This window comes from Acetobacter musti (assembly GCF_011516835.1).
In the GTDB taxonomy this organism is placed as follows: domain Bacteria; phylum Pseudomonadota; class Alphaproteobacteria; order Acetobacterales; family Acetobacteraceae; genus Acetobacter; species Acetobacter musti.
This window is the reverse complement of the sequence record NZ_WOTB01000055.1, coordinates 1-14,769: the sequence shown is the minus strand read 5'-3', so window position 1 is coordinate 14,769 and position 14,769 is coordinate 1. Positions and strand designations below refer to the sequence as shown.

Here is a 14,769-nt window from a genome sequence, read left to right as displayed (position 1 = left end):
CTGTCTGACAGGTCAGGATCAGACGCAGGACGTAACGCGTTTATGATGCGAATCTGCCTCTCGGTCAGGTCAGATTTTCATGCCTGACAGCCGACATTCAGCTTCCCCCCCATGGCGGTCGTCAAGCTTGGGCGGCTGGATAGCCACCATTCTGTCATTTTACTCTCCAGTCAGCTTACGACCATGACGCTGGAGTTGTGGGCAGTCGCCTCTCATCATCAATGACGGTTACGCGGGAGGGCAGACTGTCTGACCATGCCCAGAAGACGAGGTTTCTGTCATTTTGTGTTGCTCCGGGAGCGAAGCTCGGGACAATGATGCCAGCCGCTCCGTCGGCCATGAGTGCCTTTGCCAGTTTCCATGAAGGTGGCGCGTTGCCCTGGTCAGCAAGGTCTTCCCAAGGACAGGCCAAGGTGGCGAGGGAGAAGCCCAGATCGTTAAGACTGGATTGATCGGTCAGATCGACGACGGGTTCGCTATCGACGTCATAGGCACAGATGGTCAAAGGTTGCGGCTTAAATGGAAATCCCTGCTGGGCTTCGAGCCAGGCAGTTTCCATCCGAAGTGATGTGTAAAGGGCAGGTGTGCCGACCGGGTTGAACCGGCCTCCATGAAGCGCCGCACCGTCGCCTGATAGCGGGGTGAAAGACCAGCGGGGATTATGAGCTCGGAATACCCGTCCGGTAAACCTCACGCGTAACCGCCGGTTGCAATACGGTCCAGGTAGCGTCGGACGACATTGGCGCGCCCCTCCCGGACGAGCGCCTCGGCAGTCTGATCACCGAAAGAGGGCAGGGGTTGTGACCGGTACCATGCGAAAGCCTGCTGGGCTGAGCCCGCCCATGGCCGGACGCGATTGAGGATCTCGACCATGTCGCGCAGCCTCGCCTGGGTGGCGGGACGGCCAAGACGGGCGCTTTTGGAGACGGCATCGCGGGACAGTCCCAAGGTAGCAGCCAGTTCGCCCCGCGTGATATGTAGCATGCTGCTCAGGCGTTCTGCAGCGACCAGCCCTGATGGATCGAAGGCGTCGGAGAGGAATGTGGTCTCAGACATGATGGATCGCCTCATATATTGACCATGATATGGGATTATATATGAGGCATATTGCCTATGACAAGGATTTCAATTGGATATGTCCATGCGCGCTGGCATGATTTCTGTGTCATGCGGCAAGGCAAGGCGAGGTATCTCGCAGTCTACCAATCGCAAGTATCGTTGGTTGCGTTCCCCCGCAACCACTTCCATCATAATTCGCTCACAATCAACGTCTGATCACCATGAAACACTGGTACATCAGACAGTTAGGCGTCTCCCGTCCTTCGAAAAAGAGCCGGACGGTCTTCCTTACTTACTATTCTCCCTGTTTCTGGAGCGGGGGCGGATAAAGGATCTTCTCCCGGGTCGCGAAGGCCATGCCGGCGGCACAGCCGCGGATAATCGCCTGTTTGTGGAAGCGGCTCTGTATCGTTACCGCGCCGGTATTCCCTGGCGTGATCTGCCTGCCCGCTTTGGCGACTGGAAGAACGTGCACCGGCGGCTGTGTCGCTGGGGCGAACTGACCACAAAGATCACGTCATTGTCGATGCTGTGGGAAAGGCTGTGGCTCTTTCCCTGACGCCTGGGCAGAGAGCGGATATCACTGAAGCAGAACCGCTGCCGGATGAAGTCGATCCCGAATCCTTTATCGCTGACAAGGCGTATGACGCTGATCCGCTCACCGAAAAGCTCGAAGAACGAGGAATCACACCGGTTATCCCGTCGAAGGCAAATCGCATCTGTTCGCGAAAAACCCCATTTTTGATTTATAAAAGACGAAACATCATCGAACGGCTCTTTTCAGACTGAAGCAGTTCAGAGGCATTGCAGCACGCTGTGATAAGCTGAAATCAACCTTCCTCGCGGCCGTTCAACTCGTCGCCGCAATTCTCGGACTTAACTGACGATACGCTCTGGAGGGTGTTATGTACTTTCTGTTGTGAATGGTGCAGAGCAGATGATGAATACTGCACGCAAACCGTATCCGTCTGATATCAGCGACGAAGAGTGTGGTCGCTGGTGATTCCGTATCTTCTTCTGATGAAGGAAGACGCGGAACAACGCCATCATGATCTGCGGGAGCTGTTCAACGGTCTTCGGTATGTGATCCGTTACGGCATTGCATGGCGGACGATGCCGAACGATCTTCCGCCGTGGACTGCGGTTTACCAGCAATCCCGGCGCTGGATGGATGCGGGATATTTCGAAGCTGTTGTCCACGATCTTCGGGCTGTGCTGCGTCTGGCCGCAGGCAGGAAGGCTGAACTGACAACGGCGATCATCGACAGCAGGGCACTGCGTCCAACCCCGGAAAGCAGGTCACGGTTTGGCTATGATGGCGCGAAAAGAAAGAAGGGATCGAAGCTGCACATGGCGGTCGACACCCTGGGTCATCTTCTGGCCCTGCACGTCACCCCGGCAGACAGGGACGGTTGGGCAGAAATCGGTCCATTGACCGAGGTCATTCAGCAGGCAACAGATGGCAGCGTGGAACTGGCATGGGCCGATCAGGGCTATACCGGATCAAAAGCGGCGAAAGCTGCTGAAGAGCAGGATATCACCCTCGAAATCGTCAGGCTGCATCAGGCAAAGCGGGGTTTTGTTTTGCTGCCCCGGCGATGGATCGTGGAAAGATCGTTCGCATGGGCTACGCGTTGCAGAAGGCTCGTAAAAGACTACGAGCGCTGTGCTTCAACCCTCGCCGCAATGCACACCATCACCTTCGCAGGTTTCATGCCTTGGGTGACGGCGAAGATCGTCCTGTCCGTCTTCACCTCACAGCCGGACAGTCCGTCTCCTGGTCAGAACAGGGCGAAAAAGCGGAACTGCATTTTGAACTCCGGTGGCATGGCCGCCATCGCACTCTGTGGGCGCCGGCCTTCCTTTCGGAACTGGCGCTGCGCCCCGGCGTCGCCGCCTTACAGCGGAAGCCGGCCGGTTTCATCGGGATGTAGCTCCGGTCCGCCGTCACCGGTCATGTGATACGACGCAAAACTCCACCGCATCGCCGGCCCGGCTGATCCGCCAGAGCATGTCATAACAGTCAGACGGCCACTCCTGAAGAGAGGAAAACTGCTGTGGCAACACAACAGCTTTCGCCAGATCCGTAAGGCCCTGATGCTGCCAGCAGACCAGAGACGTACCTTCCAGCCTGGAAAGAACAGCCCCAAATTCCCGCTCCTGATGCAGCGCCCAGGTCAGATCGACAGGGCAGTGCAGAGCTTCGGACAAAGGCAGGACAGTCTGTTCCGGTCTCCGGCTGTGACCACCGCCAGGACGGAACGCAGAGGCAAAAAGACGATCCGGGACCGGCAGGAAACTTTCTCCGCCAGTAAAAAAACCAGCAAGCCTCTCCGCCCGCCGCCAGCCCTTCCGGCTCAGTGAATAAGGATCATCCTGTCCATGACTGTCGATCCCGGTTTCATGCAGAGCTTCATCCGGTTTTTCCGCATGGCGTATCAGAAGAATAGTGGTGGACATGACACAATATCCTGATCAATCTGCTCGCCTCAGTCAGCCTCAAAAAGCACCCTGTGATAAGTCTTTGATAAAAAGATAAAAGTTTTTGGGTACGGCATTTTTTCAAAAAGGCAGCAGCTTCTGAAGCTTTTTGAAAAAATCTTCACCAAAAACTTCTTTATAATTTAAGCCGAATTCCATAAGAAGGATTCTGAAACAGTCTTTTATGCGCCGTTTGCTGAAACCCGGTCGTTAAACTCTTTCGTGGAGAGCGTCAGAAGCTGGTTCGTAAATCGCGTCGTATAAAAGTCCAGTATAGAATCATGCATTTCATCCATAGAACTGTAAATGGCATCAGAAATAATAACAGTCCTGTAGCCCCGGTCTATAGCCTCCAGAGCCGTGAACAGAACACAGATATCCGTCTCGCCCCCCGTCAGTACAATGGCTGTCGGATCATACCGCCTGACATAATGGCGAAACTCTCCCGATCGCCACGCGGAATAACTGTTCTTTTCAAACACATTATCAGAAGACGCAAAGCCGCCTAATTCCGGAACCAGCTCAAGAAGATGCGGATCGATCTCCGCCCGCGTCATCTCATGCCAGTGCTCGTAATACTCCTTCCACGCTCCGGGCGCCTCTTCGGCGGATTGCGGAGGAATAAAGCGTGTAAAAACCGTTTTTTCTCTGTTTCGTTTTACAATATCGACAACATTGGGAAGAATATGAGGCATCCATGGCGCACGCCACGGTGTCTTCTCACGAAACATGTTCTGCATGTCAACGCAGACATGAAGCCATCTGTCATTCTGAAGAAAAGTCTCGCGACTCATAATGGCTTTTCCATGCTTTAAGTCAGGCACCGGGTATGATCGGAAGAGTGCGATACCGTTTCCCGGTCGCATGGAAAATGGCGTTGGCAATGGCCGCCGCCGTACCGCACATGCCGATCTCACCCACACCCTTGATCCCCAGCGGGCTGACTTCCTCGTCCTTTTCATCGACAAACAGAACATCCATCTCCGGAATGTCGGCATGAGACGGAATGTGATATTCTGAGAAATTATGGTTCATGAACCGCCCGTAGCGCTCATCCATCAGAGATTCTTCATGCAGCGCCATCCCGGTCGCCATCACCATTGCGCCGCGCACCTGACTGGCTGCCGTTTTCGGATTCATGATGCGCCCCGCAGCCACAGCGTTCACAAGACGCGTCACGCGGACAATGCCCAGCTCCTCATCGACGCGCACCTCACAAAAGACCGCGCTGTGGGTAAACCGGGCCTTCCGCATCTCGCTGATCTTGTCCCGCAGCCCCGGTTTCGCGGTTTCTTCCGCTTCGATGGAGGCCTCCCCGATGAAAGATAAAGCTTCCTGAAGGGAAAAAACCTCGCGGCTGCCATCCCTGACCCCGTGCAGCTCACCCTCCGTCAGTGTGACTTCACTCTGCTTTATCCGCTCAGGCGTATTTTCACTTTTTGCCAGTGCTTTCAGGAATTTTTCACGCAGGCTCTGACACGCAAGCCAGACCGCCGCTCCGGCCGAGGCCGCCGTCCATGAGCCGCCTTCCGTCGGGCATTCCGGCAGAGTGGAATCTCCCAGCTCAATATCGATCCGGTCGATCGGAATACCGAACGCCTCCGACGCCGTCTGAGCCAGGATCGTATAGGTGCCGGTGCCGATATCCGAGGCGGCGGTCGCGATATGGAGCCGCCCGTCAGATGTGAGCCTGGCCCGCGCGGCCGTGGGAGAAAACATCGCATCCCATATGCCGGTCGCCATCCCGTGACCGATAAGCTCCCTGCCGTCGCGCAGACTGCCCGGCCCAGGCGGGTATCCGTTCCAGCCAAACCGTTCCGCACCCTGCAGCAGCGCTTCCCGCAAAGCGTTGCTGGTGAGCGGCATGTTATGCATGGCGTCGATCTCTGAATAATTGTGCAGCCGGAACGCCAGCGGGTCCATTCCGCAGGCCCAGGCCAGTTCATCGACCGCCATCTCGAAAAGATTGACGCCGGTCGCCGCACCCGGCGCACGCATGTCGCTGGACGTGTAGGTGTCGCGCGGCGCTATTTTGTAATCCGCCGTCGCATTCGGGCATTTATACCCGATCAGCCCCCAGACAACGACATTTTCCATATTGTGCTCAAAGCGCGACGTATCGGTGACACCCTCGACAATGATTGACTGCAGGGTGCCGTCTCTGTCAGCGCCCAGCGCAATATCCATGACCGCTTCCGGCCTGAAAACATGCGTGAACATCTGCGGCCGCGTCAGGGTCACGCGGACGGGACGCTTCAGCATCTCTGCCCCAAGTGCTGCAAGAAAAACATTGTGCTGCGCCCGCAGCCCGGAACCAAACGCGCCCCCCACATAAGGATTACGCACACGCACCTTCTTTCCGGAAAGTGACAGAGCACTCGCCAGATAAGCCTGAACCGCCTGAGGCCCCTGCGTTTTGTCCCACACCGTCAGCGCGCCGTCCTCTTCGATAATGACGGTCGTGGCGTGCATTTCCATCGGATTGTGATGTTCGGGCGCAAGATGAAAGCGCCCTTCGATCTTTACCGGACTCAGAGCATACGCTTCAGAGGCGTTGCCCCGGGACTTCGGCGGAACATAATTGCTGCGCGTTTTGGACGGCATGTATTTCTGATGCAGGGCAGCGTCGAAATCAGCATTATGAGGCCAGCGCTCGTAATCCACCTGGATCAGCATCGCCGCCTCACGCGCCGCCTCGAATGTCTCCGCAAAGACCACGGCGACCGGCTGCCCGTTGAAGCGAATTTCCGCGTCATGCAGAGGCCTGTATGGCGATCCCGGCACGCCCAGCCCGTCCACATAGGATTTTTCAAACAACGCCGTGTGCGGGCGATTATGATGCGTCATCACCTCCGTCACACCGGGAACCGCGCGCGCCGCCTCATCGTGGATGGCCTCGATCCGCCCCCGCGCGATCAGACTGTTGACGATAACCCCATACAGCAGACCCGGCGGATGAGGCTCAGCCGCATAGGTCGCCTGCCCGGTCACCTTGGCAAAACCATCGATCCGCGGGACAGACTGCCCGATATTCGCTGATACAACGTTCATATTCCGTCTCCTTCAGCGGATAGTCTTGCAGGTCTGGGACTGAGGCGTTCCCTCAGCGGCCTGCCACAGCGCCCGTTCGATGACACGCGGCGCAAGCTTCAGCTTGGCGGCATTGTCGCGATCCGCCACAGCACCCTCCAGAATACATTCAGCCACGTCCCGGAAAAGCGAGTGCGAAGGCGGCCTGTCCCGCATCAGTGCCTCCGCTTCCGGCACACACCAGGGTTTCGTTCCTACACCCCCCAGCGCAAGACAGCCGCGCCGGATAACGCCACTCTCCATGTCCAGACCGACAGCAACGGAAACGATTGCAAAAGCAAAGGACAGCCGGTCGCGGATTTTGAGATAGGTGTAATGCTCGCCAAAGGAAACGGATGGCAGATCAATGGACGTTACGATTTCGCCCGGCTGCAGGACGTTGTCGATCCAGGGTGTCTCACCCGGCAGACGATGATAGTCACGCAGAGCCACCGCCCGTTCACCGTCCGGACCGCGCAGACGGACCACCGCGTTCAGCGCCGCGAGAGCGACACACATATCCGACGGAAATGTCGCAATACACGACTCACTCGTTCCCAGAACGGCCATGATCCGGTTGCGGCCACCCCGGGCGGAACAGCCGCTGCCGGGCGAGCGCTTGTTGCACACCATATCCGGGTCATAGAAGTAATGGCACCGTGTCCGCTGGTTCAGATTACCACCATTGGTCGCCACATTCCGGATCTGGGGACTGGCCCCCGCGAGAATGGCGGAAGCCAGCAGGGGAAAACGCCCCGTTACAAGAGGATGCTCAGCCGTACCGGCGTTGGTCGCCAGAGCACCGAGACGCAGGCCGCCGTCAGGCAGTTCCTCAATCTGATCCATGGACAGGGATTTGAGATCCACTACATGAGCAGGCCGCTCAACATCCGATTTCATCAGATCGATCAGATTGGTTCCCCCCGCGAGAAAGCGGGTGCGTTCGGGAACGCGGCATGCCTCGTCAAAGGATGCCGGACGGGAATACGAAAAACTCCTCATGCCGCTTCGCCTGCCTCGTCCCGCTGCCTCTGCGCAACCACATGCTCAACAGCATCGATAATTCCGTTATAGGCGCCGCACCGGCACAGATTACCGCTCATGAATTCACGGATTTCCTCGCGTGACCGGATATGGCCTTCCTCCAGCAGCGCCACCGCCGACAGGATCTGCCCCGGTGTGCAGTATCCGCACTGAAAAGCGTCGAAATCGATAAAAGCCTGCTGCATCGGATGCAGCCTGCCCTTCCGGCTCAGCCCCTCAATGGTTGTCACCTGAGCGTCAGGAAGGGAAACCGCGAGCATAAGGCAGCTTTTGACGCGCCTGCCATCGACCAGCACCGTGCAGGCGCCGCATTGCCCATGATCGCATCCCTTCTTGGTGCCCGTAAGACCGAGTCTTTCTCTCAGAAGATCCAGCAATGTGACGGAGGGAGGCAGATCAGCGTCGTAATCCTCTCCGTTGATCTGAAGGCGACAGGGAGCTGTGGGGGCGGCCTGGGTCATGAAAAAACACCTCTGCAGACGTCAGGGTCTTGTCGTCAATGCAATGTTAAGGTCCGGGGACACCACCGGTTGCGTTTTCATGACCAAAAAGAGCCGAATAAAATTCATGCAGAGATTTTTTGCGTGCGCATCGGAAAATCCTGATGAAATTCCAGGAGAGATACAGCTTAAATGCCGCTGATACCCGCCATGTGATGACCTGAGCGCATATCTCCGGGAAAAGAAAAATCACCCCGCTCCATTTTCCCCCGGATTCCGGCAGGCGTCAGACACAGGCGTCCGTATCTGAAGGTCATGGCTCAGTCCCGCCGCATCGTCCGTTTCTCAAGATTCTTTAATTTTAAGAGAAGTTTCCGGAACCTCTTTCGGGATGGAAGGTTTGGTCTGTGACGGCTGCTCTCCGCAACCGTCGCATATCATTTAAAAGGAAAACAAAAATGGCAAATCAGGGCGGCAGCCATGAACAGCATGTCAAAGCCGGTGAGCAGAGCCACAAGAATGCCGGCACATCTCACAGTGAAAAAAGCGAGGGCGAACACAGCTCAGGCACCCGCGGCGGCACGCACGAACAGCATGTCAAAGCCGGTGAGCAGAGCCACAAGAACGCCGGCACATCTCACAGTGAAAAAAGCGAGGGCGAGCACAGCTCAGGCACCCGCGGCGGCACGCACGAACAGCATGTCAAGGCGGGCCAGCAGAGTCACAAGAACAGCTGAGTTCGTACAACAGACCGGGAGCGCTGGTAAAAGGCCGGCGCTCCCGGGCTGAACATATCAGTTTATTAGCGGTCATCCCTTCCGAAATGGAGAAGGATCATGAGCCTGTTTTCGAAACCAATCAAAAATCTCGATGATCTGTTCGTGCATACTTTGCAGGATATCTATTATGCCGAAAATCAGATCGTCAAAAATCTTCCCACAATGGCGGAAAAAGCTGAGGAGCCCGACCTGAAAGCGGCATTTCAGCATCATCTGACCGAAACGGAAGGACATGTGCAGAGACTGGAGCGGGTGTTCCAGATGCATGGTCAGCCCGTCAAAGGCGTCACATGCCAGGCAATGGACGGAATCCTCGCCGAAGCCAAAGAGATTATCAGCGACTGCGATGATCCTGAAGTCCGTGACGCCGCCATGCTTTCAGCGGCCCAGGCCGTCGAGCATTACGAAATCACCCGTTACGGCAGCCTTATCGCCTATGCCATCCAGCTTGGCCGCCCCGATTGCGCCGCGGTTCTGAAGCAGACACTCGATGAAGAAAAATCCGCCGATCAGAAACTGACCCGTATCGCCGAAAAAGAAGTAAATCAGCATGCCGCATGAAGCCGGCTGATTTTTCTCCGATACGGGCGGACTCTTTTTCTGATGGTTATGTATTTTGCAGACAGGGGACAGAGCAGAACTCTGTCCTGCTTCCGGAAGGGGTCAAGGACCCCTTTATCCCTTCTGATTTCATAAACCGGGATCAAAAGAACTGCGTTACTGTGTGGAACCCGGGGCAAAGCCCTGAAAAGCCACAGTAACTCTGTTTGCAAAATGACCGTCAGACCAGAGGTAACCCTTTCTGAATTTCCGGCAGTGCCCGAACGACTCCACGGGAGACTCTCCAATGAATGTCAGCGAATTCTTATGGAAACGCCTGCAGGAATGGGGACTTAAGCGCGCATACGGCTATCCCGGTGACGGTGCGGGCGGCATCGATGTCGCTCTGCAAAAAGAAATCGATGCCGGAAATATCGACTACGTTCAGGTACGACATGAGGAAATGGCTGCTTTCATGGCGACCGCCCATGCCAAATTCACCAGCCAGGTGGGGCTTTGTTTTGCCACATCCGGCCCCGGCGCCATCCATCTTCTGAACGGACTGTACGACGCAAAACTCGATCATGTCGGCGTGGTGGCCATCATGGGCCAGCAGGCCCGCACCGCAATCGGCTCGAATTATCAGCAGGAAGTCGATCTGCAGTCCCTCTGTAAGGATGTCGCATCGGAATACATCGTCACGGTCACGGAGCCCTCCCAGATGCGGCATGCCATCGACCGTGCCGTACGGATCGCGCGGGACAAACGCTCCCCCACCGTCATCATCGTTCCCAATGACCTGCAGGAACTGAGCTATTCAGAACCGCCAATGGCGCATGGTTCGACCCATACAGGCATCGGCACGACGATCGGCAGTAAAGTACCGGAGGAGACAGGCCTTCGTGCCGCAGCGGATATTCTGAATTCAGGAAAAAAAGTCGCGATCCTGGCAGGCGCCGGCGCTCTTGAGGCAACGGACGAACTGCTGGAAACAGCGGAAATCCTCGGCGCAGGCATCGCCAAGGCGCTTCTGGGAAAAGCCGCCGTCCCGGACGAACTGCCTTTCGTCACGGGATCAATCGGCCTCCTGGGCACGAAGCCTTCATGGGATCTCATGAAGGAATGCGATACGTTCCTGATGGTGGGCTCGTCCTTTCCCTACAGTGAATTTCTGCCAGAACCGGGTCAGGCCCGCGGCGTGCAGATCGACATCGACAGCGGCAGACTCTCTTTGCGCTATCCCATGGAAGTCAGTCTCCAGGGCGATTGCGCCGCGACATTGCGGGCGCTGATTCCACTGCTTCAGCACAATACCGACCGCTCCTGGCGCACACGGATCGAAAAAGAAGTGGCCGACTGGTGGAAAGTGCTTGAGGCGCGCGCGATGAACAGCGCAGACTCGCTCAACCCCCAGCGCGTCTTCCGGGAACTCTCGAAGCAACTGCCCGACAACGCCATCATCACGGCTGATTCCGGGTCCGTCGCCAACTGGTATGCCCGCGATCTCAGAATGCGCCGGGGTATGAAAGCCTCCCTCTCGGGCGGCCTGGCCTCTCTTGGCGCCGGCACGCCCTACGCCATGGCCGGCAAGATGGCCTTTCCGGAACGCACCGTCATCGCCTGCATGGGCGACGGAGCCATGCAGATGAATGGCCTGAACGTCATGATCACCATTTCTAAATACTGGAGGCAGTGGTCGAATCCGAAACTGATCGTTCTTGTCCTGAACAATCAGGATCTCAGTCAGGTGACATGGGAAGAGCGTATCCAGCTTGGGAAAGGAAAGACGGAGTCCACACAGGCCATTCCGGATTTCCCCTACCACAAATACGCGGAACTGCTTGGTCTTAAAGGCATCTGCGTCGATGACCCGGAAAAAGTGGCAGCCGCCTGGGACGAGGCCCTGAGCGCCGACCGCCCGGTCATTCTCGAAGCGCGCACCGACCCCAATGTGCCGCCGCTCCCGCCGCATATCACCCTGCAGCAGGCTAAGGCCTTCCTGTCCTCACTGATTTCCGAACCCGAGCGCAGCAGTGTCATTCTCGATTCAGCAAAAGAAATGCTGACCTCAATCATGCCGTCGCACAAATCGTGAGCTGTTCCGATATCTCTGCAGATGGCGTAACGGCGGAAGCCTTTATCCTTCCAACCCAGTTCCCGACAGGATAACGACAAGTGCATGATTCAGCAGGATCTATTCTAAATTCAACGTAGTTCTCGAACTGATCGGAGCAAAGGGAGCCGGCAACAGGAAAACGATACCAATCGTCTGGCGACCACTGCGCGGCATGGAGGATGACCGCAAGAGCGGCAGGGCGAAGGTTTATGACCGAAGTTGGAATATTTACAATTTCTGGTCCTGGGGTGGATGCTTGTTCCGGGCAGGAGGTGGTGTCAGTCCATCGCTAACCATCACGTTGCAAACGGCAGACCAGATTCAAGTGCTGCAACAGACAGGGCAATTGCGCTTCTGATATTTGATAGTGCCGAGAAAGGAAGAGAAATTTTCTACTGAAATACATCATATAAATCATGAAAATAACCGATTTTATCGATAATTACTTTACAGAAAATAAAATCATAAAGCAACTTCAGAAGATAAGAAGCTTTATGATGGAGAGCATGGCTTACTGTCTGAAAGGGCATACTATGTCGTTTCTTCATAACTTTACCTGTCGGCGCTGTTTTAACCGCACTCTTGCTACAGGCCTTGTTGCTACCCAGATTTCGGCATTCCTCGGACACAAAGCCGCTGCAGCAGATAAGAATGTGACGCCCGTTCCGGGAAGCCCGAAAACTGTAAGAAGTCATGTCCTCGATACAGTCGCTGATACTTTGCAGGTTAAAAAACCGATCAATGCGATGAGCGAGTATCTGAATGGATTTCATTTTTATGCTGACGATATGGGCCGGCAGGTTGAAGCTAATCATTTCTGCACACATCTGACAGAAGACTTTCATCAATGCGTCATTTATGAAGCCAACCAGACAAATGCCAGGCTCATTGGTATTGAATATATTGTAAGCGAAAGAATATTTAAAACTCTTTCCGAGGATGAAAAGAAATTATGGCATAGTCATCACTATGAGGTAAAATCAGGAATGCTTGTCGCTCCCGGTGTTCCCAGGCCGGGTGAGCACGCTTTCATGAAGGATCTCGTGACAACTTATGGGAAGACCTGGCATACATGGCAGATTGATCGCGATCATGATCTCCCTCTTGGAATCCCTCAGTTGATGATGGGATTTACCAGAGATGGTCAGATCCGGCAGACTTTCCTGGACGACCGGGACAGAAGTTTCGGGATTTCTACCCGGAGTGAGAGAGAAAACCGCGCCGATATACCAATGCCGGATGTCGCAGCGGGAGCGAACTCATGGCAGAGTGGGACGGCAATGCAGTTGCAGCTTGTGGAAATGCCAGTGAAAAATCTCAAAAGATGATGCCGGCATGTTCACCACAGATACCGGAATAGTATCTTTATCGGCTCTGTAAACAAATCGTTTTCGGAAGCTTCATCTGCTGCGTCATTCCGGCGATCAAAGCGTTGGTCTGCCTCCTGTTACAGGAAGAACGGCCCTTGTTGTGTAATTGCTTTCATATGAAGCGAATATTACATAGGAAGCCACCAGTTCCGCCAGCTGGGCGCCCCGGACAGGAGGAGTATCTTTACCAAACCCGGTAATCACTTCTTCAGGCGTTGTAGACAGAATAAGTGGCTTCCAGACGCGTCCGGTGCAACAGTATTAACGCGGATATTCCGCTCTCCAAGCATTTACGCAGGGCATGCTGTGAAATTGAAAATAGTTGCCTTTGTCGCGGCATAAGCGGGCAGATGAGGGGATGGTTGTACGGCGTTAATCTAACTTATGTTTGATAACAGAGGCTCCGCTGTTCAGATGCGACAAAGCCGCCTGACATAAAAAGAACGTACCATTAAAATTCGTGCGAAATGTTGTATCGGGTTCTTCTTCGTTAATTTCGGAAAATTCCGTTACTGATTTCTGGCATGCAGCATTATTGACAAGAATATCAGGCTGACCGAATTCGTCGACTGTACGTTTTATTATCTCATTGTAATGCGATTGTAGTCGATAACTCCTGGGAAACCGGATAGCGCGGCGGCCTGTCTTTTGCGCCCATTCAACCGTAGTCTCAGAATCTTTGTCTTCTGTATAATAAGCGATTGCAATATCGGCGTCTTCGCGGGCAAAAGCGATCGCGACTGGCCGGCCTATTCCGGAATCAGTTTCTGTTATCAAAGAAATTTTCCCAAAAAGTTTTCCTGATTTCTGGCAACTTTCTTCTCCATGATGGGAGGTGGATTCATTTTCCTGCCTCACCAGAAATAGTCTGGCTCTGGTACAGGAATTTTTCTTCAGATAACATGGTATTTTTCCTTAAAAAGGTATTTCCAAAGATCATCAGAAAAGAAATTTTCCTGGTTGCAAAAAACGTCTTGTGGGTGATCTGAGGCGATAAGGACTACGAAACTTTCAGCTAATGGTATCGTTCGACATTTTACTCTCTATGCAGAGTCATTTTTTACAAGCTTATGCATCGCCATCTCTGGCAAACAAACCGTGTACCTAACTGTGAATCCTGGAACAAATATATGAACAGGTGGTCTGCTGATCACCGCTCCGTTTTTCAGCAGCCTGCAAACACGGTCCGCATTTTGAAAAAGGAAAACGTCAATGAGAAAATCCTGCCTTCTTATCGCAGCATTATGTCTTTCAACACCGGCTCTGGCTCAGTCTCTTCCGGAGAAAACAGGCATGAATTCCATGATGGGAATTGCGCCGAAAACAGATGATTTCATCAACAGCGCTGCTGTAAGCGATCTCTTTGAAATCCAGTCCAGTCAGATGGCGCGTGCAAATCCTTCACTTCAAACATTTGCGTCCAGAATGATCACCGACCATCAGAAAACCACATCAGAGCTGAAACAGCTTCTCAGCAGCAGTAATCTGGCAACCACGCCTCCGTCTGTCGTCGATGACACACATAAAAGGAAGCTGGATACGCTGAATGGTCTGCATGGCGACAGCTTCGTCAGGCAGTATCGTGAAGATCAGATTTCAGCACACCAGGACGCGCTGTCGCTTTTCCGTCGTTATGCGAAAAGCGGTGAAAATGCAGCACTGAAAAAATGGGCCGGCGACACCATACCGACACTTGAGGAACATCTGAAAATGGCACAAAGCCTGCCGGAATAACGCCCCGTATTTTTACGAAACTCCGACCTGTGAGATGGGGTGGTTGCCGTCCTCCCCGCACGGCATCGCAATGTGCCAGAATGGTCGTTGGAAGAAACGACTGCGCGAAAGGACGGCAGATGAAGGATACAGTGATA

General features: G+C 54.5%; 13 protein-coding genes and 2 pseudogenes. 7 read left to right on the top strand and 8 right to left on the bottom strand.

From position 1 onward, the window contains the following. Window positions 1–175: 175 nt before the first annotated feature. Entirely contained in the window at window positions 176–694 is a 519-nt protein-coding gene (locus GOB93_RS19820) for an RES domain-containing protein (RefSeq protein ID WP_173585132.1), read from the bottom strand. Next, window positions 691–1,056, bottom strand: a complete 366-nt coding sequence (locus GOB93_RS19815) for an antitoxin Xre/MbcA/ParS toxin-binding domain-containing protein (protein WP_173585131.1) — start codon at window positions 1,054–1,056, stop codon at window positions 691–693. The genes GOB93_RS19820 and GOB93_RS19815 overlap by 4 nt, the downstream gene beginning before the upstream one ends. A gap of 307 nt (window positions 1,057–1,363) precedes the next feature. Here GOB93_RS19815 and GOB93_RS19810 point away from each other — a divergent pair. Both GOB93_RS19810 and GOB93_RS19805 read left to right on the top strand, forming a co-directional pair. Then, window positions 1,364–1,848, top strand: a pseudogene (locus GOB93_RS19810) (transposase). Window positions 1,849–1,999: 151 nt separating this feature from the next. Beyond that, a pseudogene (locus GOB93_RS19805) lies at window positions 2,000–2,775 on the top strand (IS5 family transposase); the annotation flags it as partial. A 231-nt stretch (window positions 2,776–3,006) separates the two neighbouring features. Here GOB93_RS19805 and GOB93_RS19800 read toward each other — a convergent pair. The 5 genes from GOB93_RS19800 to GOB93_RS19780 form a co-directional block, all read right to left on the bottom strand. Then, on the bottom strand, window positions 3,007–3,519 hold the full coding sequence (locus GOB93_RS19800) for a hypothetical protein (RefSeq protein WP_242010948.1): 513 nt from the start codon (window positions 3,517–3,519) through the stop codon (window positions 3,007–3,009). Window positions 3,520–3,722: 203 nt separating this feature from the next. After that, window positions 3,723–4,334: a cysteine hydrolase family protein gene (locus GOB93_RS19795; RefSeq protein ID WP_173585130.1), complete on the bottom strand. Its 612-nt coding sequence runs from the start codon at window positions 4,332–4,334 to the stop codon at window positions 3,723–3,725. A 22-nt stretch (window positions 4,335–4,356) separates the two neighbouring features. After that, the gene (locus tag GOB93_RS19790) at window positions 4,357–6,591 is read right to left on the bottom strand and encodes a xanthine dehydrogenase family protein molybdopterin-binding subunit (protein ID WP_173585129.1); all 2,235 of its coding nucleotides are present in this window, start codon (window positions 6,589–6,591) and stop codon (window positions 4,357–4,359) included. A 12-nt stretch (window positions 6,592–6,603) separates the two neighbouring features. After that, window positions 6,604–7,611, bottom strand: a complete 1,008-nt coding sequence (locus GOB93_RS19785) for an FAD binding domain-containing protein (RefSeq protein ID WP_173585128.1) — start codon at window positions 7,609–7,611, stop codon at window positions 6,604–6,606. Beyond that, window positions 7,608–8,114 carry a (2Fe-2S)-binding protein gene (locus GOB93_RS19780; protein WP_173585127.1) on the bottom strand — a complete coding sequence of 169 codons (507 nt, stop codon included), beginning with the start codon at window positions 8,112–8,114 and terminating at the stop codon, window positions 7,608–7,610. Before GOB93_RS19780 ends, GOB93_RS19785 begins: the two co-directional genes overlap by 4 nt. A gap of 437 nt (window positions 8,115–8,551) precedes the next feature. On the opposite strand from GOB93_RS19780, the gene GOB93_RS19775 reads away from it, so the two are divergent. The 4 genes from GOB93_RS19775 to GOB93_RS19760 all read left to right on the top strand — a co-directional run bounded on the left by GOB93_RS19775 (window position 8,552) and on the right by GOB93_RS19760 (window position 12,856). Next, complete coding sequence (locus tag GOB93_RS19775; RefSeq protein ID WP_173585126.1) at window positions 8,552–8,830, top strand: hypothetical protein; 279 nt, start codon at window positions 8,552–8,554, stop codon at window positions 8,828–8,830. A gap of 99 nt (window positions 8,831–8,929) precedes the next feature. Beyond that, on the top strand, window positions 8,930–9,433 hold the full coding sequence (locus GOB93_RS19770; protein WP_173585125.1) for a YciE/YciF ferroxidase family protein: 504 nt from the start codon (window positions 8,930–8,932) through the stop codon (window positions 9,431–9,433). A gap of 286 nt (window positions 9,434–9,719) precedes the next feature. After that, window positions 9,720–11,507, top strand: a complete 1,788-nt coding sequence (locus tag GOB93_RS19765) for a thiamine pyrophosphate-requiring protein (protein ID WP_173585124.1) — start codon at window positions 9,720–9,722, stop codon at window positions 11,505–11,507. A gap of 437 nt (window positions 11,508–11,944) precedes the next feature. Next, a complete protein-coding gene (locus tag GOB93_RS19760; RefSeq protein WP_242010947.1) occupies window positions 11,945–12,856 on the top strand; it encodes an OBAP family protein in 912 nt (303 codons plus the stop codon). A gap of 414 nt (window positions 12,857–13,270) precedes the next feature. Here GOB93_RS19760 and GOB93_RS21800 read toward each other — a convergent pair whose 3' ends face one another. Next, the gene (locus GOB93_RS21800; RefSeq protein WP_338422424.1) at window positions 13,271–13,756 is read right to left on the bottom strand and encodes an SDR family oxidoreductase; all 486 of its coding nucleotides are present in this window, start codon (window positions 13,754–13,756) and stop codon (window positions 13,271–13,273) included. A 354-nt stretch (window positions 13,757–14,110) separates the two neighbouring features. On the opposite strand from GOB93_RS21800, the gene GOB93_RS19750 reads away from it, so the two are divergent. Next, on the top strand, window positions 14,111–14,632 hold the full coding sequence (locus GOB93_RS19750) for a DUF4142 domain-containing protein (protein ID WP_173585123.1): 522 nt from the start codon (window positions 14,111–14,113) through the stop codon (window positions 14,630–14,632). Window positions 14,633–14,769: the final 137 nt, after the last annotated feature.